Consider the following 26,929-nt stretch of genomic DNA (forward strand, 5'->3'; position numbering starts at 1 on the left):
GCCGGCTTCTCAGCCGAACACGGGGCTGCCGGGCACGAAGGCATCGAATGCCGCCCAGAACTGCTCGCGGATGGAATCGCGCTCCATCAGGATCTCGTGCCGGGCCGCGGGGATCACGATGTGCGAGCCGATCTTCATCCGGAACGCCAGCGATTCGATGGCCCTGGTGGACACAACACGGTCGTCGCCGGCCGCCACCATCAGCGTCGGGACCCGGACCCTGGGCGCGAAGTCGGGATGCATGACCTCCCGCATCGCCTCGCCCGCCGCCCACAACCATCCGATCGTCGCCGAACCGAGTCCGAGTCCGGGTTCGGCATCTATGATGTCGTTGTTCCGGTGGAAGCGCCCCGGATCCAACGTCAGCACGTTGCCCTTGAACGGCCGCACGCTGGCCGCCGTGGAACTTCCCCCCGGCACGTAGGAATTGCCCAGTCCGATCAGCCCAAGGATCTCCGCCAGTCCGTGCACATAGGGCGAACTTGCACGCCTCCCGGCCAGCTCGAGCATCGGTGCGGAGAGGACCTGCCGCTCGAACCAGGCCGGCGCTCGCCTGGAGTTCCTGAGCAGGATGTTCCCGCCCATCGAGTGCGCGAGCGCGAAATACGGAGGGGTGCAGTCCGGCAGGACGACCTTTTCCATGAACGCGGCCAGATCGCGGTCGAACTGGCTGAAATCGTCTATGTGCCCCTTGCGCGGGTTCTTCAGGAGTCGCTGCGATCCGCCCTGCCCGCGCCAGTCAAGCGCGGCTACGGAAAAGCCACGATCGCGCAGTTCGCCGATCGTTTCGAAGTACTTCTCGATGAATTCCGCGCGCCCGGTGAACACGCACACCGTTCCCAGGCCCTTGCGCGTCGTCGGCCGCCATCGCGCAAAGCGCAGCGTGAACCGGTCGCTGGTGGTGATCGCACCGGTGACGGCACCGCTCGGAACCGGGTTCTCGGGGATATCGACGAGGTCCATCAGGCGGGTCGCAGTACAGTACGGGTAAGGGCGCATCCGGGAGGGAATGCTGGAAGGGGCCTTATAGCAGTGCCGCGAACCTGCCCGGAAGTCCGATGTCCCCGCAAAAAGGGAGCAGGCCGGCGATCCGAGGGGATCGCCGGCCCTTTTCCGGACGCCCCGGGGGCTGAAGGTGGCATCCGGATCGATGCGGACGGCTGGGAGGGGTGCCGCCCGAACTGTTCATGTGGCGATACTGGCAAAGTCCACCTGAACGGAGTCGGAAGGGATGGTTCATCGGGCATTCATGTGAACGGAGGCGAGACGAGCGACGGGTCTTGAAATGCTTTCAGGCAGCGCCCAAATCAACCCTGCGCACGCCAATGAAGGGTGCGCACATGACAGGCCCGGCCCCGATGGGCGGGCAAACATGCATGTCGCTTCAACAGGAGGATGTGAAAATGCGTCAGTACGACCTTTCCCCGCTGTATCGTTCCACCGTCGGCTTCGATCGTCTGTTCAACATGATGGACCAGATGTCGAACGTCGATAACGGCACCGGCTATCCGCCCTACAACATCGAGCGGACCGGCGAGAACGCCTACCGGATTTCCATGGCCATTGCCGGCTTTGGCGAGAAGGACCTGACCATCGAGGTCAAGGAGAACGTCTTGTCGATCCACGGCGAGAAGACCGTCGAGGACGGCAAGGAGCGCGGCGAAGTGCTTTATCGCGGCATTGCCGAGCGCAGCTTCGATCGCCGCTTCCAGCTTGCCGACCACGTCGAGGTCCGCGGCGCGGTCCTCGAGAACGGGCTCCTGCACGTCGATCTCGTGCGTGAGATCCCGGAGGCGCTGAAGCCCCGCACCATCCAGATTTCGACCAAGACAGACGCCAAGGTCATCGACCAGAAGGCTGCCTGATCGGAATCGACGGGAACTGAATGGAGCGCCCCGGCATTGCCGGGGCGCTTTTTCGTGGGTGCACGTCCGTCGCGCGCCCTGGCGTCCGGCTCAAAGTCCGCCGATCACCTGCGCGAATCGCCCCACCTCCTGTCCGCTGGTCTGGAACGAGGCGACGAAGCGGGCGAGCACCTCGCCCTCGCGCGGCGGATCCTCCTTGTCGGGGACGCTCATCGGCCATTCGTGATAATCGGCTCCGGCCGTCTGCAGTGCCTCGTGAACGGTATGATCGAGGTAGGCGAACACCTCGTTTGCCTCGACCGGTGCGGCAAGCCGCGCCTTCGGCGAGGCCTCGATCGCCTCGGCAAGCCTGGTGGCCATCGCATTGGAGTGCCCGGCCAGTTTCAGCCAATGCCCGTCTTCGAGGTATGCCAGCAACTGCACCGCCAGAAAGCGCCCTTTAGAGAGAAGGTGGCCGGTCTTCATCCGCCGGAAGGGCAGAGACGCGGCCAGTTCCTTGTCGAACACCACGATCGCCTCGGCCGCCAGCGCACCGTTCTTGGTGGCGCCGAAGGACAGAATGTCCACCCCTGCGCGCCAGGTGATATCGGCGGGAGCGCATTGGAGCGAGGCAACCGCATTGGCGAACCGGGCTCCGTCCATGTGGACCTTCAGGCCATGCGCGCGGGCAACCTCACCGATTTCGGCGAGTTCGTCCGGCTGCCAGACGCTGCCGAACTCGCTCGCTTGGCTCAGGGACAGCGACGCCGGCTGCGTATGATGCGGAGCGCCGGGCGGCCAGGTCTCCAGCCGCTCCGCCAGCGTCCGGGCCGAATACTTCGCATTCCGCCCGGCCAATCCGATCAGCTTGGCACCGCCGGTGAACATTTCGGCGGCCCCGCATTCGTCGGTCATGATGTGGGCATTCTCGCTGCACAGTACCGCCCGCCACGGCGGCGTGATCGTCGCGATGGACAGGGCGTTCGCGGCGGTACCCGTGGCCAGCGGGAACACCGTCAGGTCGGTCTCGAAGACTTCGGCGAACCGCGCTTCCAGGGCTCTCGTCGCATCGTCGCCCCCATACGAGCCGGCAAAGCCGGTACTGGCCTCGTTGATCGCCTTCAGGATCCGCTCGGAGATCCCGGCCGTATTGTCGCTAGCGAAGTTCATGCGCCCGCCCGTCGTTATTCGATCCGAGGCGGACCTTATCGGCCTCCGCGGCTGTGGAAAATCCCCGAGCGGCACAACAGCGCGCCCGAGCAGCAAACCTTTACTCAGCGGCGGAACAGGCGGCCGAGCAGGTGGTCGACCGACAGGAGCCCGGGTCCGAGAACGATCACGGCAAGAAGAAGCACCGCCCATGTCGCATGGGCCCCGAGCCCCGTGGGCATGACCAACTGAATGACCAGCGTCATTGCGAGCAGTCCCAGCGCCGACAGCCGCGTCAGCAGGCCGACGAGAATGAGCGCGGGGAGGATGATCTCGGCATTCCCGGCAAGCCAGGCGGACGTTTCGGGAAACGGGTGCCCCCACTGGACCAGCGGCTTTTCTCCCGCCACCCAGATCCGGATGTTGAAGCAGAAATCGCAGATGCTGGAAAACTGGTAGATCACCGCGGCGCGCAACTGCGGCCAACCGTTCCAGGCGCCGACCTCCGGTCTAAGGAACGGATAGACCTCCCATTTGGTGAGACCCGAGTTGACGAACGGCAGCCCGAAGAAGATCCAGAGCCGAAGCCCGAGTTGAACCGGTGCGGCAACCCAGCGCACGACCGGGCGCTTGAGCCACCGGTCGAAACCAGCCAGGGCGCTCAGAATCCTGCCGGTCTGCCCCGGTACCCGGCGGGCACGAGCCTGCTCCATCCGATCCCCCCGATTCGATCGTGTTCTTCTACAGTCGCAACCCGGCCAAGGCTCCCGATGCGATGAGACCCTGAAGCGCGGCGGCAAGGTCGAAGCCCGGGTGCCGGTCAGTGGTGAGTTCGTAGGCGACACCCAGCGGCCTGCCCGCCTGCAGCAGCGCGATGAACGCCGCGCCGCCGTCGGGCAACGACCGCAACTCCACGTCCCAGGCGGGACGGAGGATCAGGACGTCGCCGCCGCCCGAGCCGGGATCGACCGGGCGCACGAACTCGTCGTTGGTGTTGGTTTCCCAGATCGCCAGGACCGGCCATCGCGACGAGACGATCTGCAGCGAAGGATGCAGGTCGAACGTCAGGTCCGCCATGCGTTCCGGCGGCACGGCCGAAAGCGCCTGCGCGTCGACGGGCGTCGCGTCGGCGGCGTGATAGGCGAGGTTCCAGGCCCATTCCAGGCGTGCCACGTCCGGCAGATACGGCAGGTCGGTCGCCGGCGCGAACTGCGCGATGAAATCCCCGAAGTCGCCCCCGTAGTCGATGAGAACCGGGGTACGCGGCAGCGCCCCTCCCACATAGACCCGCGCCATCCCCCGGAAGAATTCCTCGCCGACCAGCCGCAGCACAACCGGAAAGGTGCCCATCAGCGCCTCGGCGAGGCTCACATGCACGTTGTTGCGGTAGATTCCGAACCGCCGGAGCGGAGCTTCGCCGTCACGCCCCGCCACATCCGCCGGCGGCGGCAGATGGCGATCGCGAATCGCCGCGGCGAAGCGGCTCTGGACGTCAGCCAGCGAGGACACCGGGTTCCCTCTCCGCTGCCCCTGAAACCATTGGCGCCGTCTCGGCACGCATGACGTCCTCGGCCAGCATTGCCTCGCTGAAGAGCACCGGCCATTCGGGTACGTTGGCGTCCCATTCGATCAGGGTCGGCAGCGGACCGGCGCGCCGGATGACGCGGGCGTAGAGGTCCCAGACGATCCGGTCGACCTCGCGGTCGTGCGCGTCGATCAGCAGGGGCTGACCCAGATCGTCGGTCTCGCGCGCATGGCCGGCCAGATGGATCTCGCCCACATGCTCGACCGGAAACGCGTCGATGTAGCCGGCCGCGTCGAAGCCGTGATTGGTCGCCTGGACATGCACGTTGTTGACGTCGAGCAGGAGCCCGCAGCCCGTACGCGCGGCAAGTTCGGCGATGAAATCGACTTCGCTCAGGTCGCTTTCGGCGAAGCGCACGTAGGTCGAGGGATTCTCGAGCAGCATCTGCCGCCCCACAGCGCTTTGCACCTCGTCGACATGCCCGGCGACGCGAACCAGGGTTTCCTCCGTATAGGGAAGCGGCAGCAAGTCGTTGAGATAGCCCTCGTCGTGGGTGGACCAGGCAAGATGCTCGGAAAACAGCCCCGGTTCGTAGCGGTCGACCAGCGCCTTCAGCCGTCGCAGGTGTTCCTTGTCGAGCGGCCGGTCGCCACCGATCGACAGCCCGACGCCGTGCAGCGACAGCGGATAGCGCTCGCGGATGGCGGTCAGGTAGCGGTGCGGCGGCCCGCCCGCTCCCATGTAGTTCTCCGGATGAACCTCGAACCAGCCGATGTCCGGCTCGTCCCGGAGGATCGTACGATAGTGCCGGGCTTTCAGCCCGACCCCGGCACGGGCAGCGATCGGGCCTTCGAAGAACGTGCCGCCGGCCTGGGAACTGGCGGGTCCTGGATCGTTCACGCCCACCTCCGCTGGCGTCAATGCTGGATCTCTTGCCGAGAACTCAGCTCGGCAGATCGCGATCGAGCGGCTCGAGGCTGCCGTGGCGCTCGCCGGGAACCGCCATCGTCGTGCAGGTGCCCTTCGGCACCAGCTTCCACGCATTGCCCTGATAGTCGACGGTCGAGGTGCCCGCGCAGGTCGTGCCCGGCCCGGCGGCGCAGTCGTTCTGGCCCTTCAGCGACACGCCGAAGCATTTTTCCATCTCCTGGGCCTGGACTGGCGCCGGTCCGGCGCCGACGGCGGCCGCCAGGGCGCCTGCGACGATTGCGGCGGTGGTCTTGCTGTTGATCATGACTTCCTTCCGTGAGGGCTCGGGTTCGAATGGTTCGCCCGGTCATCTTAGCTCATCATGCCGGGAAAAGCCGGAATGCCGACTGGTGTCGCCGGCATTCCCGCGCTCGCCGGCGGTCAAGCCGGGCGTTCGACCGGTTCCAGTGAACCGGGTCCTTCCGGGGTCTGCATGGACGTGCAGGTCCCCTTCGCGACCATCTTGAAGGACTGGCCGTCATAGTCGACGGTGGACATGCCCTTGCAGTCGTGCGCGCCTGCCTTGCAGTCGTTCTGGCCCTTCATCGCCACGCCGAAGCATTTTTCCATGTCCTGCGCCGCAGCCCGGTTCGGGACGGCAGCCATGGTCAGCGCGGTCGTCATCGCGCCGGCGACGGCCATAGCCGTCAACGTCCTGGTCGTTTTCATGCTCTCACTCCCTTGAGAATTCGCTTGCCGCGCTATGTCCGGTACCAGCGGAACCGGTCTTCCGCGACGCCTGGATCGAGGTCCGTCGGCAGGCAGAGACTGCGCCGGCGAATCCATCAAGTGGAAGTCAACTTGGTGTTACGGAATCGCGACTTCGCGCGAGCTTCCGTGTTGTCCCGGATGCCGGGCGGCGGACCTCCGGAATACGGCCGCATTTCCGGATCTGTCGAAATGCCGGTATCCTGCGCAATTATCGTTCGCCGCCGGCCTTGCGGCAGACCGGTAAATCTGGCATTTTGCAAACAAGGATAGGACAGTCATGCTGACCCAATTTGCCGCCTGGCCGGGAGTGGCCGGAAGGCAAGCGGGTCGGACAGAAGCCGAAAACCGGTCCCGGCGCGGCGCGAGCCGTGACGATGCCGGTCGAACGGCTGCCCGGGGCAGGCACGCACTGCCGGGGCGGACCAACGGCAAATCGAGAACCGATCCGACGGACCCGGGGCCGAGGGGCGCACGGGACCGGGCGACGGATACGCCGAAATGGCCGCGCACGCGGCCCTTCCGGCGCAGCAAATGGGGAGCGAAGCGATATGAGCGCTGGTTCGACATATCCGCAGTCTGCGGCAACGCTTCAGGCGGCTGGCCGCCCGACTCCCGAAGCCGCGGCCCCCAAAGGCTTGTTCGATCCCCGCCACGTGCGCGACTCCTGCGGCGTCGGCTTCATCGCCCACATGAAGGGCGAGGCGAGCCACAGCATCATCGAGCAGGGACTCGAAATCCTGGTCAATCTCACCCATCGCGGTGCCGTCGGCGCTGACCCGCTGATGGGCGACGGTGCCGGCATGCTGATCCAGATCCCCGACAGGCTGTTGCGGGAGGAATGTGCGGCGCTCGGGTTCGAGCTGCCGCCGCCGGGCCGCTACGGCGTCGGCCACCTGTTCATGCCGCGCGATCCCGAAGGCCAGCGCATGATGCGCGAGCTTTGGGAAACGGTGATCTCCGAGAACGGCCTGACCCTGCTCGGCTGGCGCGACGTGCCCGTCGACAATTCCTGCCTGTCCGACAACGTCATTTCCACCGAACCCGTACACACGCAGATCTTCATCGGCAGTCCGCATGGGGGCGCGCCAGGTGAGGACGGCGACGAGGAAGCCTTCGAACGGCAGCTCTATCTCGTTCGCAAGATCGTCTCCAACCGGCGGGTCGAGAAGCGCGACGAGTTGACGGCTGACTATTATCCGGTGTCCCTCTCCTGCCGGACGCTGGTCTACAAGGGCATGTTCCTCGCCTATCAGCTCGGCGCCTACTACACCGATCTGACCGACCCGAGGTTCGAGTCGGCGCTCGCGCTGGTGCACCAGCGGTTCTCCACCAACACCTTTCCGGCGTGGCCGCTCGCCCATCCCTACCGGATGGTGGCGCATAACGGCGAGATCAACACGCTGCGCGGCAACGTCAACTGGATGGCCGCCCGCCAGGCGAGCGTCGCCTCGCCGCTGTTCGGCGATGACATCTCGAAGATCTGGCCGATCTCCTACGAGGGACAGTCCGACACCGCCTGTTTCGACAACGCCCTGGAATTCCTCACCCAGGGCGGCTACGGCCTGGCGCATGCGGTGATGACGATGGTCCCGGAGGCCTGGGCGGGCAACCCGCTGATGGACGAGGACCGCAGGGCCTTCTACGAGTATCACGCCGCCGTGATGGAGCCGTGGGACGGCCCCGCTGCGATCGCCTTTTCCGACGGCCGCCAGATCGGCGCGACCCTGGACCGCAACGGCCTGCGCCCGGCGCGGTGGCTGGTCACCGACGACGACCGGGTCGTGATGGCCTCCGAAATGGGCGTGCTCTCCATTCCGGAGGAAAAGATCGTCCGCAAATGGCGGCTGCAGCCGGGCCGGATGCTGCTGATCGATCTCGCCGAGGGCCGCATCATCTCCGACGAGGAGATCAAGTCGCAGTTGTCGCACGCCAATCCCTACCGGGAGTGGCTGGCGCGCACCCAGATCTTCCTGGAGGACCTGCCTGCGGTGCCGCCGTCGGCGCCGCGCACCAATGTCAGCCTGCTGGATCGCCAGCAGGCGTTCGGCTACACGCAGGAGGACCTGAAGCTGCTGATGTCGCCGATGGCGACGACCGGCCAGGAGGCGATCGGCTCGATGGGCACGGACACGCCGATCTCGGCGCTGTCCGACCAGCCCAAGCTGCTCTACACCTACTTCAAGCAGAACTTCGCCCAGGTGACGAACCCGCCGATCGACCCGATCCGGGAAGAGCTCGTCATGAGCCTCGTCTCGTTCATCGGACCGCGGCCGAACCTGTTCGATCTGGAAGGCCTGTCGGCGCACAAGCGCCTCGAGGTGCGCCAGCCGATCCTGACCAACGAGGATCTGGAGAAGATCCGGATGATCGGCGACATCGCCGACAACCAGTTCCAGACCCAGACGCTCGACATCACCTATTCCGCCGACCGCGGCGCGGCCGGGATGGCGCTGGCGATCGACCGGCTTTGCGACCGCGCCGAGCGCGCGGTGCGCGACGGCTTCAACATCATCGTCCTGTCCGACCGGCTGGTCAGCGCCAACCGGATCCCGATTCCGGCGCTGCTGGCGACGGCCGCCGTTCATCATCACCTGATCCGCAAGGGGCTCAGGACGTCCGTCGGGCTCGTCGTCGAGACGGGCGAGGCGCGCGAGATCCAGCACTTCTGCATGCTCGCCGGCTACGGCGCCGAGGCGATCAATCCGTATCTCGCCTTCGAGACGCTCGCCGCCATGCGCCGCGATTTCCCCGACGAGGTCGACGAGCAGGAGGTCGTGTCCCGCTACATCAAGTCGATCGACAAGGGCATCCTGAAGGTGATGTCCAAGATGGGCATTTCCACCTACCAGTCCTATTGCGGCGCGCAGATCTTCGATGCCGTCGGCCTGTCGAGTTCCTTCGTGGAGCGGTTCTTCTTCGGCACCGCCACGACGATCGAGGGCGTCGGTCTGGCCGAGATCGCCGAAGAGACTGTTCGCCGGCATCGCGAAGCGTTCGGCGACGATCCGGTGCTGACCAACGCCTTGTCGATCGGCGGCGACTACGCCTGGCGCAATCGCGGCGAGGCGCATCTCTGGACGCCTGAAACGCTGGCGCACCTGCAGCATGCCGTGCGCGGCGCCTCATACGACACCTACCGCGAGTACGCCACGCTGATGAACGAGCAGGTCGGCCGGCGCTATCTGATCCGCGGCCTGTTCCGGATCCGGAACGCCGACGAAGCCGGCCGCTCCCCCGTTCCGCTCGAGGAGGTCGAGCCGGCGACGAACATCGTCAGGCGGTTCTCGACCGGGGCGATGTCCTTCGGCGCCATTTCCAAGGAAGCCCACGAGACGCTCGCGATCGCGATGAACCGCATCGGCGGACGGTCCAACACGGGCGAAGGCGGCGAGGAGGCCGAGCGGTTCCTGCCGCTGCCCAACGGCGATTCCAAGCGGTCGGCCATCAAGCAGGTGGCTTCCGGCCGGTTCGGCGTCACCACCGAGTACCTGGTCAACGCCGACCAGATCCAGATCAAGATGGCCCAGGGCGCCAAGCCCGGCGAGGGCGGGCAGCTTCCCGGCCACAAGGTCGATGCTGTGATCGCCAAGGTCCGCCACTCGACGCCGGGCGTCGGCCTGATCTCGCCGCCGCCGCACCACGACATCTATTCGATCGAGGACCTGGCGCAGCTCATCTTCGACCTGAAGAACGCCAATCCGGCCGCCGACATCTCGGTCAAGCTCGTTTCCGAGGTCGGCGTCGGCACGGTTGCCGCCGGCGTCGCCAAGGCACGCGCCGACCACATCACAATCGCAGGGTACGAGGGCGGCACCGGCGCGAGCCCGCTGACCTCGATCAAGCATGCCGGCAGCCCCTGGGAAATGGGCCTCGCCGAGACGCACCAGACGCTGGTCGAGAACCGCCTGCGCGGCCGCGTCCGGCTCGAGGTCGATGGCGGCGTGCGCACCGGTCGCGACGTCGTCGTGGGAGCGCTCCTGGGGGCCGACGAGTTCGGCTTTTCCACCGCACCGCTGATCGCGGCCGGCTGCATCATGATGCGCAAGTGCCATCTGAACACCTGCCCCGTCGGGGTGGCTACCCAGGACCCGGTCCTGCGCAAGCGCTTCAAGGGTGCCCCCGAGCACGTCATCAACTACTTCTTCTATCTCGCCGAAGAGGTGCGAGAGCTGATGGCGGCGATGGGCTACCGGACCTTCGCCGAGATGATCGGCCAGTCCGACATGCTCGACAAGAACGCGCTGCTCGATCACTGGAAGTCGAAGGGGCTGGATTTCTCGCGCGTCTTCTACAAGCCGCAGGTGCCCGATGGCGTGAACATCCGCCACGCCGAGCGCCAGGCCCATCCGATCGACGACGTGCTGGATCGCGACCTGATCGAGGCCGCCCGCGAGGCGCTCGAATCCGAAAAGCCGGTGACGATCGAACGGGAGATCCACAACACAGACCGATCCGTCGGGGCGATGCTGTCGGGCGCGATCGCCAAGCGGTACGGACACGAGGGTCTGCCGGAGGACACGGTCTCCATCAGGCTGACCGGGACGGCCGGTCAGAGCTTCGGCGCCTTCCTCGCCGCCGGCGTCTCGCTCGAACTGATCGGCGACGCCAACGACTATGTCGGCAAGGGCCTGTCGGGTGGCCGCATCGTCGTGCGGCCGTCGGAGAAGAGCCAGTGTATCCCCGAAGAGTCGATCATCGTCGGCAACACGGTCCTTTACGGGGCCATCGAGGGCGAGTGCTACTTCCGCGGCGTCGCCGGTGAGCGCTTTGCCGTTCGCAACTCGGGTGCGGTTGCCGTCGTCGAGGGCACCGGCGACCACGGTTGCGAATACATGACCGGGGGCGTGGTGGTCGTCATCGGCCGGACCGGACGCAACTTCGCGGCCGGGATGTCCGGCGGCGTCGCCTATGTCCTGGACGAGGCCGGCGACTTCGCCGAGCGCTGCAACCTCGCCATGGTGGACCTCGAACCGGTCGCCGAGGAGGACGACCTGCTCGAGCGCCTGCACCATCACGGCGGCGACATCGAATGGCACGGACGCGTCGACGTGTCGGCAGACATGACCCGCCATGACGACGAGCGCCTGCACCAGCTGATCTCGAACCATCTCCACTACACGGGATCCGGCCGGGCTCGCGAGATCCTCGAGCACTGGGACGCCTATCGTCCGAAATTCGTGAAGATCATGCCGGTCGAATACCGCCGGGCGCTCCGCGAGATGGAACAGGATCGCGACACGGCGATGGCGGCACAGTAGGGCGACGGTACAGTAGGGCGATTGCAATGGGCAAGGTAACGGGCTTCCTGGAGATCGACCCCCAGGAGCAGAAGTATCAGCCGGCGTCGGACCGGATTCGCCATTTTCGCGAGTTTGCGATCCCGCTCGGCGAGAGCGAAGTGCGTCGGCAGGCGGCACGCTGCATGGATTGCGGCATTCCGTTCTGCCACGGCCCGCAGGGCTGCCCCGTCAACAACCAGATTCCCGACTGGAACGATCTCGTCTACCAGGGCGACTGGGAGGAGGCGGCGCGCAACCTGCACTCCACCAATAACTTCCCCGAGATCACCGGGCGGATCTGTCCGGCGCCCTGCGAGGAGGCCTGCACGCTCAACCTCGAGGACATTCCCGTTACCATCAAGTCGATCGAGCAGGCGATTTCCGACCGCGCCTTCGCCGCGGGCTGGGTGCGGCCGCAGCCGCCGCTTCGTCGCACCGGCCGGAAGGTCGCCGTCATCGGGTCAGGTCCCGGAGGCCTGGCGGGCGCCCAGCAGCTTGCCCGGGCCGGCCACGAGGTGCACCTCTACGAGCGCGAGCCCAAGGCGGGCGGCCTGCTGCGCTACGGCATTCCCGACTTCAAGATGGAGAAGCACTACATCGACCTTCGCGTCGCCCAGATGGAGGCCGAAGGTGTGGTGTTCCACTACGGCATGAACATCGGCGTCGACGTCCCCACCCAGGAGATCGTCGACAACCACGATGCGGTCCTGCTGGCGATCGGATCGGAGGCGCCCCGCGATCCGCACTTGCCCGGCATGGAGCTGGAAGGCGTGCACTACGCGATGCCCTACCTGGTTCAGCAGAACCGGCGCCTGGGTCACGAGGACATATCCCTGGAAACGCCGATTTTGGCCGCGGGCAAGCACGTCGTGGTGATCGGCGGCGGCGACACCGCCTCGGACTGCGTCGGCACGGCCTTCCGTCAGGGTGCGGTCTCGGTGACGCAGCTCGATATCCGCCCGATCCCGCCGATCCACGAGGACAAGATGCTGGTCTGGCCGTACTGGCCGACCAAGTTCCGCACCTCGTCCAGCCAGGCGGAAGGCGCCGAGCGCGAATTCTCGGCCGCCACCATCGGCATGGAGGGCGGCCGGCACGGCCACGTCCGCCGCATCCATTGCATGCGCGTCGATGAGAAGCGCCGGCCGATTGAGGGCACCGACTTCTATCTGAAGGCCGAACTGGTGCTGATCGCCATCGGCTTCGCCCATCCCGTCCATGAGGGTCTCGTCCACGACCTCGGCATGGACCTGGACGGGCGCGGGAACGTCGCCGCCGACACCGACAGCTACCTGACGTCGAACCCGAAGGTCTGGGCCGCCGGCGACATGCGCCGCGGTCAGTCCCTGGTGGTCTGGGCAATCCGCGAGGGCCGTCAGGCGGCAAGGTCGATCGATCTGGCCCTCATGGGCGAGACCGCCCTGCCCCGCTGAGCTGTCCGCGCTGAAGCCGCCTGCCCCGCAGAGCCGTCGCCGCGGCGACGGACTCAGCCGGCCGGCGCAGCGGTCTCCTCGGCCTGCCCCGACGCCTCCCCCGGAGCCTGTGACGAAGGATCGGGCGGCAGGGCGGTCGGCAGCGCCGAGCTCTGCCGGGGCCAGCTGAAATCGTCGGCGCGGCCGGGCTCGGCAGCGGGAACCTCGCCTTCGAGTATCACCTGGTAGAACGCAGAGTCGCGAGGCGCTTCCGGTGTCGGGTCCGGGCCGCCGGCCAGCGCGGAACCCGAGCCGCCCTGCGTACCGGTGAGCGGAATGACCTCGCCGACGCCGGTGCGGATCTGTTCGTCGCTCGGCAGGAACGGCTGCGGCCCGGTGGGGCCGTGCGGTAGCGCCAGGAACAGCCCGCCCTCCCGGCCGAAGTCGCGGCGGATCTCGCGGGCGACGAAATGCGCCAGCTTTCGATTGCCGGCCGCCGTGAAATGCAGCCCGTCCTCGCCCCGCAACTGGCGATGCTCGCCGTTCACGTCGGGTCCGCTCGATGTGTAATTGCCCGCCTCGTCGACGAAGCTGTTCCACAGATCGACGAACTCGATCCCGTACCGGTAGGCCCGCTCGCGGAAGATGTCGTTGAAGTAGGCGTAGTCCTGGCTCATCGTGCCCGAGGCGACCGGCGGCAGCGAGACGAAGTACAGCGGAATGTTCCTGTCGGTGAACAGCTCGATGATCTGGTCGATGCGTTCCGAATAGAGTTCGCGCCAGCGCTCGCTCCGCGGCGGGTACTCGCCGGCCGCGTCGCCGAGTTCCTGCCGATCGTTGGCGCCGATCATGACCACTGCGATGTCGACGGGCTTCTCGGTGTCGAGCAGCCGTTCCGCGATCGCCTCGGGCCAGTCGTAGTGATCGTCGCGGACCAGGCCGGAACTGGCACTGCTCAGCCCCTCGACGATCACCGAGGAGGACTCGAGGAACGCCTCCTTGAGGCCACTCTCCAGTCCGTCCGCGAAAAAGTCGCCGAACACGACCACGCGCTTGGCGTCGGGTGCCTTTTCCGCCGCAGCCGGCTTCTTGGGCTGCACCACGGCCGGCGCCCGGGCCGGTGCCGAGCCGGAGCTTGAGCGGGTCGGCGGCACCGCGTTCTGCGGGGTCGGCTGGCTCTTGCGCGTCAATCCGCCGAACAGGGTGTTGAAGAACGCCGAAATCGGATCCTTCTTCTGCTGCGCGGTCGTGCCGACGGACACGATATCCGCCAGCCCGGTTCTTCCGAGCAGCAGGTCGCCGAGCAGGCCCGGCCACTGGGCCGAGGCGGGAGCGGCAAGCGCCAGCACGATCGCGAACGCGAGGGACACGCGGGGGAAACTGCAACGCATCGGTCTACCTTCACTTAGTGCCTGCGCCGCCGGGCCGGACGGTATCGCCCCCGAACGCTCGTCCCCCGACAATCGGCGATGTTCAACCGCCGCGACGCAGCCTTTCGAGCAGACTATACCCCGCATGGCCGTCCGGCGGGAGTCCGGCTTGCGACTGGTAGGAGCGGATCGCATCGCGCGTCATCGGGCCGATGCGCCCGTCCACGCCACCGGTATCGTAGCCGTAGCTCGTCAGGAGCGTCTGCAGTTCCTCCTTGTGGTCGGGGCTCAGCGGCCGTTCGTCGGGCAGCGCGGTTGCGAACGGGCCGCCGCCTGCGAGCCGGTCGGCGAGATGGCCGACCGCCAGCGCATAGGATACCGCATTGTTGTAGCGCAGGATCGACCTGAAGTTGCCGAGCATCAGGAATGCCGGCCCCTGCGCGCCGGACGGTAGCACCAGATGGGCAATGTCGTCGCCGCGCGGAAACTCTCGACCGTAGGTCCGGCGCACGCCCATCGCCGCCCAGTCGCGGAGCGGCCGCGCCGCATCCTCGTCGCTCAGCGAATAGTCGAATCCCGGCGGCAGCTCGACCTCGTAGCCCCAGGTCTTGCCCGATGTCCATTTGCTGGCGCGCAGGTAGTTCGCCGTCGACCCGAGGGCGTCGGGAATCGAGTTCCAGATGTCGCGGCGGCCGTCCCCGTCGAAATCGACCGCATAGGCGAGGTAGGTCGTCGGGATGAACTGGGTGTGCCCCATGGCACCGGCCCACGACCCCGTCATCTGGTCCGGCGAGATATCTCCGTTCTGCAGGATCTTCAGCGCGGCGAGCAACTGCGACTGCCCGAATTCAGACCTGCGGCCGCCGGCATAGGCGAGCGTCGCGAGCGAGCGGATCGTGGAGCGGACAATGTCGGGATTGTCCAGAACCGCGCCGTAGGAGGATTCCATCCCCCAGATCGCCACCACCACGTAGCGCGACACGCCTGTCTTCGCCTCGATGGCATCGAGCACGCCGCCGTAGCGGCGCAACATCTCCTGGCCGGTCTCCACCCGCTGCGCCGAGACCGCCGACGACATGTAGTCGGCCACCGACCGGGTGAACTCCGGCTGCCGGTTGGCGAGTTCGAGCACCTTCGGATCGGGGGTCATCCCGGCAAACGCCCGGTTGTACACCTCGGAGGAGATCCCGGCGTCGCGGGCGGTGGGCCAGAACGATTTCACCCACTGGTCGAAGCCGGCATCCGCCGTGGCGGCTGCCGTGGCCAGGCTCAGCGCAAGCACCGCGAGCCCGGACACGAGTGCGGCCCGCAAGCCGCCTGACGTCATTGCGAACATGTGCAGTATACGTCCCGTTGTTTTCGTTCGGATCCGACCTGGCAGCCCGGCGCGCGGAACACCCGCCCGGTCAGCTGTTGAGGCCGCTGTCCTTCAGTTTCTTCTCCCAGTTCAGGGCATCGGCGACGATGTCGTCGAGCCTGTCTCTTTCCGGCGTCCAGCCGAGGCGTTCGCGGATGCGTTCCGCACCCGCCACCAGAGCCGCAGGGTCACCGGGCCGCCGCGCCGCCATGCGCACCTCGAAGTCCACCCCCGACACCCGTTTGACGGCATCGATCACCTCGAGCACCGAGAACCCGCGCCCGTATCCGCAGTTCATCACCAGGTCGTCACCGCCGCCGCGCAGGTGGTCGAGGGCCAAAAGGTGCGCCCGCGCCAGATCGGAGACGTGGATATAGTCGCGGACGCAGGTGCCGTCGGGCGTATCGTAGTCGGTGCCGTAGACGTCCAGGTGAGAGCGCTTGCCGACGACCGCCTCTCCGGCCACCTTGATCAGGTGCGTGGCGCGCGGCGTCGACTGGCCGCTCCGGCCGGCCGGATCCGCCCCGGCGACGTTGAAGTAGCGCAGCGCGACGTAGTTGAAATCGTAGGCGAAGGCGGAGTCCCGAAGCATGATCTCGGTCATCATCTTGGAGCTGCCATACGGCGATATCGGGGCCAGCGGCGCATCCTCTCTGACGGGAAACGTCTCGGGCATGCCGTAGACCGCCGCCGTCGAGGAAAAGATGAAGTGCGTCACGCCGCCGGTGACGGCCGCCTCGATCAGCGCCCGGGATTTCACGGTGTTGTTGAGATAGTATCCGAGCGGGTCGGAAACCGAGTCCGGCACGACGATCGACCCTGCGAAGTGGATGATCGAATCGATCCGCTCCTCGGCGATGATGCTGCCCACCTTCTCGATGTCGCCGACATCACCTTCGATCAGCTTCGCCGACGGCGCGATCGCCCAGCGGAACCCGGTCGAGAGATTGTCGAGCACGACCACGTCCTCGCCCCGGTCGACCAGGGCCAGCACCATGTGGCTGCCGATGTAACCCGCTCCGCCTGTAACCAGGACCGCCATAATCATGTGCCTCGCATGTGAATTGGAACCGACGCTAGCGAACAGTGCTTTATGTCTGGTAACTAAGACTTCCGACAGGCAAGCTCCCATTCCGGGCCGCATCTCGCTCCTGGAGCCCGATCGGCGACGCGGACGGCGCTGCGCATGCGCGTTTTTTGCCTTTGTCGGTGCGTCTGGAGATGTAGGAACCTGATACGAAGTTTCGACTTATCGTTTCACGCAAGGCGAACTGACTGAGGACGATGCCAAAAATCCGCAAAGCCGTCTTTCCCGTGGCCGGTCTCGGCACACGGTTTCTTCCCGCCACCAAGGCGATGCCCAAGGAGATGCTGACTGTCGTCGACCGGCCGCTGATCCAGCACGTCGTAGACGAGGCCCGTGAAGCGGGAATCGAACACTTCGTTTTCGTCACGGGGCGCAACAAGGGCGTCATCGAGGACCATTTCGACAAGCAGATCGAACTCGAGGACACGCTTCAGGCGCGCGGCAAGACCCGCCAGCTCGCCGAACTTGAAAGGGCGCTGCCCGGCCCCGGCCGCACCAGTTTCACCCGTCAGCAGGCTCCGCTGGGTCTCGGCCACGCGGTCTGGTGTGCACGCGACCTGATCGGCGACGAACCCTTCGCCCTGCTGCTGCCGGACGTCCTGGTGCAGGCGCAACCCGGATGCATGAAGCAGATGGTGGAGGCCTGGGAAGAAGTCGGCGGCGGCAACCTGGTGGCGGTCGAGGAAATCGATCCGCAGAAGGTCAGCGACTACGGCGTCGTCGGCGTCGGCGCCGAGCACGGCCGGTCCTTCGAGATCACCGGCATGGTCGAAAAGCCGAAGGTGGAGGACGCCCCGTCCAACAGGATCATTACCGGGCGATACATTCTGGAGCCTCAGATCTTCGGCATCCTGGACAATCCCGAACGGGGTGCCGGAGGCGAGATCCAGATCACCGACGCAATGATCCGGCTGATGCAGAGCCGCCCCTTCTACGGCTTCAAGTTCGAAGGCAGGACCTTCGACTGCGGCTCGAAGGTCGGCTTCCTGGCAGCCAACATCGCATTCGCGCTCGAGCGTCCGGACATCGCCCCAGAGTTCCGCGAGACCATCCGCGACCTTCTCGACCGCTGAAACCCTCGGATCCGCCGGTCAGCGCTGCAGCCTGATGCCGGCCTCGACCCGCGCCTCGTCGTAATCCTCTCCGACGATGTTGGACTCGAACTTCGCGTAGGACGCGTCGATCTGGAACGAGAGCCGCCGGTTGACCAGGTACTCGAGCCCGGCGACGACGAGGTAGTCGCGCTCGACGCGTGGCGAGCCGACATAGTCGGACAGTTCGTAAAGGAAGCTCGCCGATCCGATCAGGTTGCGCCGGAAGGAATGCTCCACCCCGATCCCGGCCGAATAGACCAGCGCGCCGGACGCGTTCGGATCCAGCGTCGATTCCTCCGGGAATATCGAGCCGTCCAGGGTGAACGTCGTCAGCCCCGTCGGTTGCCAGACCAGCGAGCCCCGGAACGCGACGCTTTCGATGTCGGGGAGGTTCGGATCGTCGGGGTTCTGGGTCTGGTAGCCGACCGCGACCTCGCCCGACAGCGGCTCACCGCGGTCGAACGTCATGCCGACCAGCACGTCGTAGCCTTGCGACCCCCGCTCTACGCCGTTGTCGTCGAACCTGCGGCGGTACTTGCGGCGGTTGGCCCCCGCCTCCACGAATATCGAGCGGCGGTCGTCGTCGATGCCGATGCCGGCGCGGATGCCGCCGTTCAGTTCGCGATAGTCTCGATCCGAGTTGTCGACCACGGTGCCGTCGCTGAGCAGCGCATCGTCATAGGTGAAGTCCTCCGCCGCGCCACGCACCGAGACGGCGAAGCGCCCGAACCGGCGCGCATAGGTCGCTTCGGCGACGGCGACCTCGGAATCCGGCGGATTGACCACCGACTGCGGCACGTTCGGGTCCCCCCGGCTCTCCGGAATGATCGAATAGGCCAGGCGCAGGCCGGCGACATCGCGCGCCGAGATGTCGAGGCGCCCTTCCAGTTCCGCATCGAATGCCGTCGTCGTTTCGCCGGAATGGTCGAAGAACGACTCGTGATCCGCCGACACGAATCCGCGCAGCTCGTGACGGCTCCAGTCGGACAGCAGTTCGGCTTCCGGCTCTACGCGATAGTATCCGCCGCCTTCGGGATTCGTCGTGCTGTCGAAGACATTGTTCGAGTAGCCCAGGAACGCCTCGATCGCCGGGTAGAGGAGGAAGCTGCCGAGCCGGATGCCGAGCGGTTCATAGGGATCCTCCACCTCGACGGGCGGTCCTGCATCGTCGACGGGAAGTTCCGTCAGCTCGTCCGCCGCCTCGTCGACCGCGAAGTCCACGGCCGCCTCGTCTTCCGCCTGGGTCCCGTCGTCGGCGGCGCCGCGCAGGAGCGGCACCTCGAAACCCGGCGCGACCTGCGCCGTGGCGGGCGCCGTCCAGCAGGCGGCGATCGCCACGGTCACCGCGAGCAGAACCGTGGGCCGTCTCCCGGACACGGCCGCAGGTCCGCAATAGTGGGGCATAGTCGTCACAGACCGCGAACCCGTGTCCTGGTGTCGGGAAGGCGCGGCAGCTGGGGCCGTCGGCTCCGGACCACGTTAGGAAATTCATGGTTAATTTCACCTTAAGCCCCGTTGCGGCGGGGCGGCCGGCGCCCTAACTGGGGTGCCGTGTCAGCTGTGTCCGCGACGCCCTGCGCGGCGGGACGGAAATGTGCTATCTGATGCGCATGAAGACCATCCGCCTCCGTGTCCGCTGGCGGACAGGAAGCCAACAGGTACGCTAAGGCAATGGTAGCCTTGAAGAAACCGGGCGGCGATCAGGCATTCGATCCCAGCCTGATCGAATCGGCGCTCCGCACGATCACTCTGGAGTCGAACGGCCTCGACGCCCTGCGCGAGGCCCTGTCGGACGGTCTTGGCCACAGTTTTGCCGCCGCTGCGCGGCTGGTGCGCTCTGCGCGCGGGCGCGTGATCGTCACCGGGATGGGCAAGAGCGGCCATGTCGGGCAGAAACTCGCCGCCACCCTCGCATCGACGGGGACGCCTGCATTCTTCGTTCATCCCAGCGAGGCGAGCCATGGCGACCTCGGAATGATCACGGCCGACGACGTCGTCCTCGCCCTGTCCTGGTCCGGCGAGACAGCCGAGCTCAAGGCCGTCGTCGAACACACGAGCCGGTTCCGGGTTCCGCTGATCGCCCTGACCGCCAACGGCGAATCCTCGCTGGCCGCGGCCTCCGACATCGTGCTGATCCTGCCGAAGAGCCCGGAAGCCTGTCCGCACGGGCTCGCGCCGACGACATCGACGGTCATGCAGCTCGCCCTAGGCGACGCGCTCGCCATCGCCCTTCTCGAGAGCAAGGGCTTCACCGCCCGCGACTTCAAGGTCCTGCATCCCGGCGGACAGCTCGGCGCCCAGCTCGGGCTGGTCAGCGATCTGATGCATTCCGGCGACCGCCTGCCGCTGGCGGGGCCGGACACGACGATGGCCGAAGCCATCGTGATCATGACCGAGAAGAGCCTCGGCTGCCTGGGCATCGTGCGTGACGAGCGCCTCGTCGGGATCATCACCGACGGCGATCTGCGTCGCAACATGAGCGCCGACCTGCTCGGCCGCACCGCAGGCGACATCATGACGCCGTCGCCGAAGACGATCGAGCCGGACACGCTGGCCTCCGAGGCCCTCGCCATCATGAACCTGCGGGAACGTCCGTTCACCGCTCTGTTCGTCGTCGAGGACGAGCGTCCCGTGGGCGTCGTCCACGTCCACGATCTGCTGCGCGCCGGGGTCGCCTGAACCGCCGCGCCTGAATCTGAGCGGCCGTCCCGGGCTCAGGCGCCGGCCAGATGGATGATGCCGCTGATCGACAGCTTCAGCCCGAAGACCAGCATGAGCACCGTGAGGACGGCCCAGCTGTGGGTGCCGAGCCAGCCGTCGAGCCGGCGCAGCAGCGGGTCGACCCGCTGGCCGAGCAGCAGGTAGAGAAGGACCGGGCCTGCGATCGTCACGCTGCCGATTGCGATGAACAGGAGATACCCGCCGATTTCCTGGGCGGTCGTCGATGATTTCGCCAGCTCTGATGCCGCGGCGGCGGTGAGGATCAGGTTCTTCGGATAGACGGCGGCAAAGAACGCCCCGGCCGCCGCCGACTTCGCCACGCCGAACGTGTCCACCGACGACATCCAGCCGGGCCCACCGTTTGCCCCCTGTTCGCGACGCCAGACCCGCCACGCGAACCCCAGCAGCAACAGGCCGAAGCCGAGCTTCACCAGCCCTTCGAAAGGATGCGCGGCGCCACCCGCCGCGAACCCGCCTAACGCGAATATGACGGCGCCGAGCGCCGCCAGGCCGACGAGCCATCCGGTCAGGAACGCAAGTCCGTTTGGCCGCGCCCTGGACGACAGCAGGATCAGCACCAGCACGATGATGACGAGCGGGCTGATCGCGACGCCGAGCCCATGCGTTACCGCGTCCAGAAGTCCGGAAGTCATGTCATTGGGCGCCTGTTCCCCCGTCTTCAAGGCCCCTGCCGATCGGCAACGGTCAGCGCTCGGTTGCCTCGACCACCAGCCGCGTCCCCTCGGACCGGACCACCCTGACATTCGATCCCGCCGGCAGGTCGGGACCGGCGATGCGCCACACCGTGTCGTCGATCGACAGGCGGCCGCGGCCGTTCAGGATCGGCTCGCCGAGGAGAAAGACCCGCCCGACCAGCGCATCGGCCCGCCGGTTGAGAAACGGCGCGTCGCCTTCGGAAGGCTTCCGTCGCAACAGGACCCGCGACAGCGCCACGGCAACCATTGCGACAACGCCGAACGTGACGGCCTGCGCCTGCCAGCCCCACTCGAGGAACAGCGACAGGATGCCGACGGTCAGCGCCGCGACGCCGAACCACAGCATGAAGGTTCCTGGCGCGACCAACTCGATGCACAGCAGCAGGATGCCGGCGATCCACCAGTTCCAGGTGCCGAGCGATGCGAGGAAATCGACCACCGGCGGGCGCCCTCAGCCCGTGCCCCATGGTCCGCTGGGCGGACCCGGCCGCGCCGCGGCACCGGCGGACGGGGCGACCGGACCGGAGGCCGTCGAGGACGGCGACTGACCGGCCGGGGAAGACGGCTGCGCGGGCCGCGGGCCGTCCGCCGCGGCGCCACCGCCTCCATCGTCCCTGGGGCCGAAGGACTCCCGCGCGATCTCGCCAATGCCGCCGAGGGCGCCAAGCAGCGCGGTCGCCTCCATCGGCAACAGCATGACCTTCTGGTTGGGTGCCGCGGCAAGCTCCTTCAGGGCGCCGATATACTTGTCGGCGACGAAATAGTTGACGGCCTGGATGCTCCCCGCCTTCACGGCCTCGGACACCAGCTGGGTGGCCTTCGCCTCCGCTTCCGCCAGACGTTCGCGCGCCTCCGCGTCTCTAAACGCCGCCTCCCGCCGCCCTTCTGCGGCGAGCACCAGCGCCTGCTTCTCGCCTTCCGCCTGCAGGATTTCGGATTGCCGTTCGCCCTCGGCCTCCAGGATCGAGGCGCGCTTGTCCCGCTCGGCCTTCATCTGGCGCGCCATCGCATCCACGAGGTCGCGCGGCGGATTGATGTCCTTGATCTCGATGCGGGTGATCTTGACGCCCCAGGGCTCGGTCGCCGCATCGACGACCTTGAGCAGCCGGGTGTTGATCTCGTCGCGCTGCGACAGCAGTTGGTCGAGATCCATCGAGCCCATCACCGTGCGGATGTTGGTCATGGTGATGTTGAGGATGGCATTGTCGAGGTCGAAGATCTCGTAGCTCGCCCGCGGCGCGTCCAGCACCTGGTAGAAGGCGACGCCGTCGACGGTCACCGTGGCGTTGTCGCGGGTAATCACCTCCTGGCTCGGCACGTCGACGAACTGCTCCATCATGTTCATCCGGCGGCCGATCCGGTCGATCAGCGGCACGATGAAGGCGAGGCCGGGAGTGATGGTCTTCGAGTACCGGCCGAACCGCTCGACGGTGTGGTTGTAGCCCTGCGGCACCTGCTTGACCCCCAGGATGACGAGCAGGATCAGGAGCACGACGAACACGACGATGACGATATCGGCCCCGAACGTCATTTGCGTCTCCTTGGTCGCTGAGGGGCGCACATCTTCCTACGAGTGGGCGCCGCCCACAAGCAGCGGCGGTCGGTCTATATCCAGCCGCCCAGTTCGCGTCTGACCACGGCTTCGATCACCGCCATGCCCTCGGCGCTGTCGTTGAGACAGGGAATCGCGGCGAACTGCTCGCCCCCGTGTTCCAGGAAGATCTCCCGGTTCTGCTCGGCGATCTCTTCGAGCGTCTCGACGCAGTCGGCGACGAAGCCCGGCGTTACGACCGCCAGCCGCCGCACGCCTTCCCGGGCCAGTCGCTCCACCGTCTTGTCGGTGTAGGGCTGCAGCCATTCCGCCCGTCCGAACCGCGACTGGAAGGTCAGCAGCAGCCGGTCCTTGTCCCACCCGAGCGCATCGCGCAGCAGCCGCGCGGTCTTCGAGGCATGGCAATGATAGGGATCGCCCTTGTCCAGGTATTCCTTCGGCAGCCCGTGGAAGGAGGCGATCACGACCTCCGGTTCGAACGGCAGTTCGGCGACGTGCTTCTCCAGCGAACGGGCGAGCGCTTCGATATAGGCCGGGTCGTCGTGGTAGGCCGGGACAGTGCGCACGGCCGGCTGCCAGCGCATCTTCATCAGCGCCTCGAAGGCCTTGTCGTTGACGGTCGCCGTCGTCGCGGCGGCATACTGCGGATAGAGCGGGAACACCAGGATCCGCTCGCATCCTGCCGTCTGCAGTGCCTCGAGGCGCGAGGGAATAGACGGATTGCCGTAGCGCATCGCCCAGTCGACGAGGAGGTTCGGAGCGGCGGAGGCGAGACGCTCGCCCAATATCTCGGCCTGGCTCCGGGTGATGGTCCGCAGCGGCGATTCGTCCAGTTCCCGGTTCCAGATCAGGTCGTAGGCCTTGCCGCTTGATGTCGGTCGCCTGGTCAGCACGATCAGGTTGAGTATAGGCCACCAGATCAGTCGGGAGGTCTCGATCACGCGCCGGTCGGACAGGAACTCCTTCAGGTAGCGCCGCATCGACCAGTAGTCGGTGCCGTCGGGCGTTCCGAGGTTGACCAGCAGGACGCCGATCTTGCCGGAAGCGACGCTCGGGTGACCCGACGGCAGCTTCGTCGGGGTGCCCGCAAAGGTTCGTGAGGTATCTGGTTCCAGCATTGCCTTCATCCGGTTGGTCGGTCGAACATAAGGGCCTGCGTAGGGAAATCCAGCAGTCCCTGGCCCGGCGCGCACGCGGATGCCGCCTTCGGGAAGCATCACGCACCTGTTGTAAATGCGTCACAATGTTGTGTTGCGGTGCCCGGACATCGTAAAAGGAAAGATCATGACGTCGATGTTGTTCCGCCAGGTTTCGGGCGCGATTCTCGCGATCGCCGTCGGTCTCGGCGTGCCCCTTGCGGTCGCTGCCGAGCAGGTGAGCGTCACCTTTCTGCTGGCCAACGACCTCGACACCATCGACTCTGACGAGGAACGTGGCGGCTTCGCCAGGCTGGCGGCCCTCGTCGCGCACGAACGCGAAACCAGCGAAAACGTCATTCTCGTCAACGCCGGCGATGCGATCTCCCCCTCGCTGCTGTCGTCGTTCGACCGCGGCAGCCACATCATCGAACTGCTCAACGAGACGCCGCCGGACGTCTTCGTGCCCGGCAACCACGAATTCGATTTCGGACCCGAGGTCTTCCTGCAGCGCATGGGCGAGGCCAGGTTCCCGGTGCTCGCCGCCAACCTGCGGCAATCGGACGGTAAGCGGGTTCCGGGCATCGGATCGTCCAGGATGTTCGAGTTCGACGGCGTCAGGATCGGCATCGTCGGCATCACCGACGAGGACGTCTACGCAAAATCGAGCCCGGGGGATCTCGTGATCGGCGCACATGTCGACGCACTGAAGGGGGAAGCCGCGGCTTTGCGCGAGAAGGGCGCCGACGTCGTCGTCGCGGTCGCCCACGCCAAGCGCTCGGCGGACATGGAGATCGTGCGCAGCCGCGCCGCCGACCTCGTGCTGTCCGGCGACGATCACGACATGACCGTCTTCTTCGACGGAATCACCGCGCTCGCCGAATCCCACTCCCAGGCCGCACTGGTCGCGGTCGTCGATCTGCTGATCGACGTCGACGAGGGAGAGGGCGGCCGCAAGGTCAGCTGGTGGCCGCGGTTTCGTATCGTTGACACCGCCGATTTCGAGCCCGACCCGGATATCCAGCGGCGCCTGGACCGCTACAACCGCGAGCTGTCCGACATGCTCGACCTGGAGCTCGGCGTTACCGACATCGAGTTGGACAGCCGCCGCGCCACGGTGCGCAATGGCGAGGCGGCGATCGGCAATCTCATCGCCGACGCGCTACGCGTCGGCACCGGCGCCGATGTGGCGATCGTCAACGGCGGCGGCATCCGGGGCGACAGGGTCTATCCCGCCGGCACCCGGCTTGCCCGGCGCGACATCCTGACGGAACTGCCGTTCGGCAACCGGACCGTGGTCGTCGAACTCACCGGGGCGCAGTTGAGGCAGGCGCTCGAGAACGGCGTCTCCGACATCGAGAACGCCGCCGGACGGTTTCCGCAGGTCTCGGGAATGCGTTTCGAGGCCGACATCTCCCGGCCGCCCGGCCAGCGCATCGCCGCGGTAACCGTCGGCTCCCAACCGCTGAACGACGCGGAAGTCTACGTCGTGGCGGCCAACGACTACATGTTGAACGGCGGCGACGGCTATGACGTGCTCGCGGAGGGCCGCGTCATCGTGCCGCCGAACGAGGGCAAGCTGATGACCAGTGAAGTGATCGCCTACTTCCAGGCGCACGGCACGGGTCCCTCTAAGCCCGAGGGCCGTATCACGATCCGCTGACGAGGGCGGCGCGGCTGTCGTCGAACCAGCGGTCGATGGCGCCGTGGACGCTGTTTTCCAGACTGCCCTTCCAGGTCTCGATCGTCGAATCGACGGCCTCCTGGTTGGCGGCGACGAAATCGTCGCGGCCGACCGCCTCGCCCGCCTCGTTGATCAGATAGTCGGCCGCCAGCCCGAGCGCGCCGCCTGCCACCGCACCGATGACGGTGCCGCCGATCGGCTGCACGGCCGTGCCTGCGACTGCACCGGCTTCGGCAACGGCGGCCCGTCCGGCGAGCGAGGCTGCATATCGCCGCCCGAAGCCGGAAAAGGCCCGGACAAGAACGCGGTCCAGGACGGGACCGAGCGCCAGGGCTCCGATCGTGCCGCCCGCCCCGACGGCCGCAAACGACACCAGACCGTCATAGGACCGGTCGTCGGTCAGGTGGAGAGGCGCTCTGAACCGCTGGCTGTCCCAGTCCAGCGCCACGTCGGTCAGCGGCTGATCGGCCGGCAGGTCGTCCATCTCCCGGGTCTGCTCGGCGAGGAACAGCTGCAGCCGCAGGTCCTCCGCGACCACGGCTTGCCGCCAGCGTTCGTGGGCACGTCTGGCGACGTCCTCGAATCCGGCGGAAATCAGCGGATCGCGCTGGCCGGGCTTCAGCACGTGCTCGGCGTAGTGATCCATGAAGTAGGTCTGCAGGTCCCGCTCGATCGCAGTGGCGAGCGGCTCGTACTCGCCGGTTTCGGCGATATGGGCGAGCGTCGAGACGACAGCCTCCTTCAGCACCACGTAGGGGCGCCGCCACGCGAAGAACCAGTCGGCGTAGTCGTCGATCGCTCTCTGACGATCGACGAACGCCATCTTGAACACCTGGTCGATCTCTTCGCTGGCCAGGGCCTTTGCCCGGGCGCGCTCGCCATCGAGCCGCGCCAGCGCCTCGTTGACGTGCCGGTCGGCGGCGCTGCGCTCTGCGACGCGTCGCGTCAGTTCCCCGTCCGGCCCTCGTACCAGGATCGTCACGTCGTCGGTCAACCCCGCGCCGCCGGCGATGCGGGCGATCGATCCGTCGGGTTTCACCATTTGCGAGAACACGCCGTCGCGCTGGAAGCTCGTCCACCAGGTGGTGCCCAGCGACGCGGCGGCGATGGCCAGGATGGTGATGGCAAGCGCGCCCCCGATGGGAGCCACGAACGATGCGACCAGGCCACGCCTGACCTGCCGGATCCTCACCGGAGGCAGGCTCGGATCGATCGGAGCCTTGCGCCGCCGAAACAGGGCAAGCGACCTGCCCGCCCCGCCGCCGCGGTGGGAAACCGTATTGTCCGTCATTTCGAAGTCTCTCGGATGGCGGCCGCCCGGCT

At 66.7% G+C, this 26,929-nt stretch carries 22 protein-coding genes; 6 read left to right on the plus strand and 16 right to left on the minus strand.

Features of this window, described 5'->3' with window-relative positions; genetic code table 11:
• Positions 1-9 precede the first annotated feature (9 nt).
• On the minus strand, positions 10-963 hold the full coding sequence (locus V3328_RS20285; protein ID WP_340331540.1) for an alpha/beta fold hydrolase: 954 nt from the start codon (positions 961-963) through the stop codon (positions 10-12).
• A gap of 440 nt (positions 964-1,403) precedes the next feature.
• Here V3328_RS20285 and V3328_RS20290 point away from each other — a divergent pair, with 440 nt between their 5' ends.
• Positions 1,404-1,865 (plus strand): Hsp20 family protein, encoded by a 462-nt coding sequence (locus V3328_RS20290; protein ID WP_340331541.1) that lies wholly within the window; start codon positions 1,404-1,406, stop codon positions 1,863-1,865.
• Positions 1,866-1,955: 90 nt separating this feature from the next.
• Here the strand turns inward: V3328_RS20290 and V3328_RS20295 are convergent, their stop codons facing one another.
• From V3328_RS20295 to V3328_RS20320, 6 genes are all read right to left on the minus strand, one after another.
• A complete protein-coding gene (locus V3328_RS20295; protein WP_340331542.1) occupies positions 1,956-3,014 on the minus strand; it encodes a threonine aldolase family protein in 1,059 nt (352 codons plus the stop codon).
• 104 nt (positions 3,015-3,118) lie between these two features.
• Entirely contained in the window at positions 3,119-3,706 is a 588-nt protein-coding gene (locus V3328_RS20300; protein WP_340331543.1) for a DoxX family protein, read from the minus strand.
• Positions 3,707-3,734: 28 nt separating this feature from the next.
• Positions 3,735-4,502 carry an HvfC/BufC N-terminal domain-containing protein gene (locus V3328_RS20305; protein WP_340331544.1) on the minus strand — a complete coding sequence of 256 codons (768 nt, stop codon included), beginning with the start codon at positions 4,500-4,502 and terminating at the stop codon, positions 3,735-3,737.
• Positions 4,486-5,418, minus strand: coding sequence for an MNIO family bufferin maturase (gene bufB / locus V3328_RS20310; protein ID WP_378759070.1), 933 nt, complete (start codon positions 5,416-5,418; stop codon positions 4,486-4,488). The genes V3328_RS20305 and bufB overlap by 17 nt, the downstream gene beginning before the upstream one ends.
• Before the next feature lie 43 nt (positions 5,419-5,461).
• Complete coding sequence (locus tag V3328_RS20315; protein WP_340331545.1) at positions 5,462-5,752, minus strand: BufA1 family periplasmic bufferin-type metallophore; 291 nt, start codon at positions 5,750-5,752, stop codon at positions 5,462-5,464.
• A gap of 116 nt (positions 5,753-5,868) precedes the next feature.
• Positions 5,869-6,156, minus strand: coding sequence for a BufA1 family periplasmic bufferin-type metallophore (locus V3328_RS20320; RefSeq protein ID WP_340331546.1), 288 nt, complete (start codon positions 6,154-6,156; stop codon positions 5,869-5,871).
• Between the two features lie 590 nt (positions 6,157-6,746).
• On the opposite strand from V3328_RS20320, the gene gltB reads away from it, so the two are divergent.
• Positions 6,747-11,456 carry a glutamate synthase large subunit gene (gene gltB / locus V3328_RS20325; protein WP_378759072.1) on the plus strand — a complete coding sequence of 1,570 codons (4,710 nt, stop codon included), beginning with the start codon at positions 6,747-6,749 and terminating at the stop codon, positions 11,454-11,456.
• Positions 11,457-11,482: 26 nt separating this feature from the next.
• On the plus strand, positions 11,483-12,910 hold the full coding sequence (locus V3328_RS20330; RefSeq protein ID WP_340331547.1) for a glutamate synthase subunit beta: 1,428 nt from the start codon (positions 11,483-11,485) through the stop codon (positions 12,908-12,910).
• A gap of 53 nt (positions 12,911-12,963) precedes the next feature.
• On the opposite strand, the gene V3328_RS20335 is transcribed toward V3328_RS20330, so the two are convergent.
• From V3328_RS20335 to galE, 3 genes are all read right to left on the minus strand, one after another.
• Positions 12,964-14,259 (minus strand): SGNH/GDSL hydrolase family protein, encoded by a 1,296-nt coding sequence (locus tag V3328_RS20335; protein ID WP_340331548.1) that lies wholly within the window; start codon positions 14,257-14,259, stop codon positions 12,964-12,966.
• Between the two features lie 103 nt (positions 14,260-14,362).
• The gene (locus tag V3328_RS20340; protein ID WP_340331549.1) at positions 14,363-15,595 is read right to left on the minus strand and encodes a lytic murein transglycosylase; all 1,233 of its coding nucleotides are present in this window, start codon (positions 15,593-15,595) and stop codon (positions 14,363-14,365) included.
• Positions 15,596-15,665: 70 nt separating this feature from the next.
• Entirely contained in the window at positions 15,666-16,658 is a 993-nt protein-coding gene (gene galE, locus V3328_RS20345) for a UDP-glucose 4-epimerase GalE (protein WP_340331718.1), read from the minus strand.
• 242 nt (positions 16,659-16,900) lie between these two features.
• On the opposite strand from galE, the gene galU reads away from it, so the two are divergent.
• Positions 16,901-17,776 (plus strand): UTP--glucose-1-phosphate uridylyltransferase GalU, encoded by an 876-nt coding sequence (gene galU / locus V3328_RS20350; RefSeq protein WP_340331550.1) that lies wholly within the window; start codon positions 16,901-16,903, stop codon positions 17,774-17,776.
• Between the two features lie 18 nt (positions 17,777-17,794).
• Here galU and V3328_RS20355 read toward each other — a convergent pair whose 3' ends face one another.
• Positions 17,795-19,174, minus strand: coding sequence for an outer membrane beta-barrel protein (locus V3328_RS20355; protein ID WP_340331551.1), 1,380 nt, complete (start codon positions 19,172-19,174; stop codon positions 17,795-17,797).
• 294 nt (positions 19,175-19,468) lie between these two features.
• On the opposite strand from V3328_RS20355, the gene V3328_RS20360 reads away from it, so the two are divergent.
• Positions 19,469-20,476 (plus strand): KpsF/GutQ family sugar-phosphate isomerase, encoded by a 1,008-nt coding sequence (locus V3328_RS20360; RefSeq protein ID WP_340331552.1) that lies wholly within the window; start codon positions 19,469-19,471, stop codon positions 20,474-20,476.
• Between the two features lie 35 nt (positions 20,477-20,511).
• On the opposite strand, the gene V3328_RS20365 is transcribed toward V3328_RS20360, so the two are convergent.
• The 4 genes from V3328_RS20365 to hemH all read right to left on the minus strand — a co-directional run bounded on the left by V3328_RS20365 (position 20,512) and on the right by hemH (position 23,904).
• Entirely contained in the window at positions 20,512-21,171 is a 660-nt protein-coding gene (locus tag V3328_RS20365; protein ID WP_340331553.1) for a GAP family protein, read from the minus strand.
• Positions 21,172-21,223: 52 nt separating this feature from the next.
• Complete coding sequence (locus V3328_RS20370; protein ID WP_340331554.1) at positions 21,224-21,673, minus strand: NfeD family protein; 450 nt, start codon at positions 21,671-21,673, stop codon at positions 21,224-21,226.
• Between the two features lie 12 nt (positions 21,674-21,685).
• Positions 21,686-22,765, minus strand: a complete 1,080-nt coding sequence (locus tag V3328_RS20375) for an SPFH domain-containing protein (RefSeq protein WP_340331555.1) — start codon at positions 22,763-22,765, stop codon at positions 21,686-21,688.
• A gap of 74 nt (positions 22,766-22,839) precedes the next feature.
• Positions 22,840-23,904, minus strand: coding sequence for a ferrochelatase (hemH, locus tag V3328_RS20380; protein ID WP_340331556.1), 1,065 nt, complete (start codon positions 23,902-23,904; stop codon positions 22,840-22,842).
• Between the two features lie 166 nt (positions 23,905-24,070).
• On the opposite strand from hemH, the gene V3328_RS20385 reads away from it, so the two are divergent.
• Positions 24,071-25,585, plus strand: a complete 1,515-nt coding sequence (locus V3328_RS20385; RefSeq protein WP_340331557.1) for a bifunctional metallophosphatase/5'-nucleotidase — start codon at positions 24,071-24,073, stop codon at positions 25,583-25,585.
• On the opposite strand, the gene V3328_RS20390 is transcribed toward V3328_RS20385, so the two are convergent.
• Positions 25,572-26,897, minus strand: a complete 1,326-nt coding sequence (locus tag V3328_RS20390; protein ID WP_340331558.1) for a hypothetical protein — start codon at positions 26,895-26,897, stop codon at positions 25,572-25,574. The two genes, V3328_RS20385 and V3328_RS20390, sit on opposite strands and share 14 nt — an antisense overlap.
• Positions 26,898-26,929 lie beyond the last annotated feature (32 nt).

This window comes from Microbaculum marinum (genome assembly GCF_037855135.1).
GTDB lineage: Bacteria > Pseudomonadota > Alphaproteobacteria > Rhizobiales > Tepidamorphaceae > Microbaculum > Microbaculum marinum.

What these genes read in the sequence shown, in the direction of transcription:
- V3328_RS20290 (WP_340331541.1), top strand. Translation starts at nt 1,404, where the DNA reads ATGCGTCAGTACGACCTTTCCCCGCTGTATCGTTCCACCGTCGGCTTC.
- V3328_RS20320 (WP_340331546.1), bottom strand. Translation starts at nt 6,156, where the DNA reads ATGAAAACGACCAGGACGTTGACGGCTATGGCCGTCGCCGGCGCGATG.
- V3328_RS20315 (WP_340331545.1), bottom strand. Translation starts at nt 5,752, where the DNA reads ATGATCAACAGCAAGACCACCGCCGCAATCGTCGCAGGCGCCCTGGCG.
- galU (WP_340331550.1), top strand. Translation starts at nt 16,901, where the DNA reads ATGCCAAAAATCCGCAAAGCCGTCTTTCCCGTGGCCGGTCTCGGCACA.
- V3328_RS20300 (WP_340331543.1), bottom strand. Translation starts at nt 3,706, where the DNA reads ATGGAGCAGGCTCGTGCCCGCCGGGTACCGGGGCAGACCGGCAGGATT.
- galE (WP_340331718.1), bottom strand. Translation starts at nt 16,658, where the DNA reads ATGGCGGTCCTGGTTACAGGCGGAGCGGGTTACATCGGCAGCCACATG.
- gltB (WP_378759072.1), top strand. Translation starts at nt 6,747, where the DNA reads ATGAGCGCTGGTTCGACATATCCGCAGTCTGCGGCAACGCTTCAGGCG.
- V3328_RS20330 (WP_340331547.1), top strand. Translation starts at nt 11,483, where the DNA reads ATGGGCAAGGTAACGGGCTTCCTGGAGATCGACCCCCAGGAGCAGAAG.
- V3328_RS20365 (WP_340331553.1), bottom strand. Translation starts at nt 21,171, where the DNA reads ATGACTTCCGGACTTCTGGACGCGGTAACGCATGGGCTCGGCGTCGCG.
- V3328_RS20295 (WP_340331542.1), bottom strand. Translation starts at nt 3,014, where the DNA reads ATGAACTTCGCTAGCGACAATACGGCCGGGATCTCCGAGCGGATCCTG.
- V3328_RS20390 (WP_340331558.1), bottom strand. Translation starts at nt 26,897, where the DNA reads ATGACGGACAATACGGTTTCCCACCGCGGCGGCGGGGCGGGCAGGTCG.
- V3328_RS20375 (WP_340331555.1), bottom strand. Translation starts at nt 22,765, where the DNA reads ATGACGTTCGGGGCCGATATCGTCATCGTCGTGTTCGTCGTGCTCCTG.
- V3328_RS20360 (WP_340331552.1), top strand. Translation starts at nt 19,469, where the DNA reads ATGGTAGCCTTGAAGAAACCGGGCGGCGATCAGGCATTCGATCCCAGC.
- hemH (WP_340331556.1), bottom strand. Translation starts at nt 23,904, where the DNA reads ATGCTGGAACCAGATACCTCACGAACCTTTGCGGGCACCCCGACGAAG.
- V3328_RS20340 (WP_340331549.1), bottom strand. Translation starts at nt 15,595, where the DNA reads ATGTTCGCAATGACGTCAGGCGGCTTGCGGGCCGCACTCGTGTCCGGG.
- V3328_RS20385 (WP_340331557.1), top strand. Translation starts at nt 24,071, where the DNA reads ATGACGTCGATGTTGTTCCGCCAGGTTTCGGGCGCGATTCTCGCGATC.
- V3328_RS20285 (WP_340331540.1), bottom strand. Translation starts at nt 963, where the DNA reads ATGGACCTCGTCGATATCCCCGAGAACCCGGTTCCGAGCGGTGCCGTC.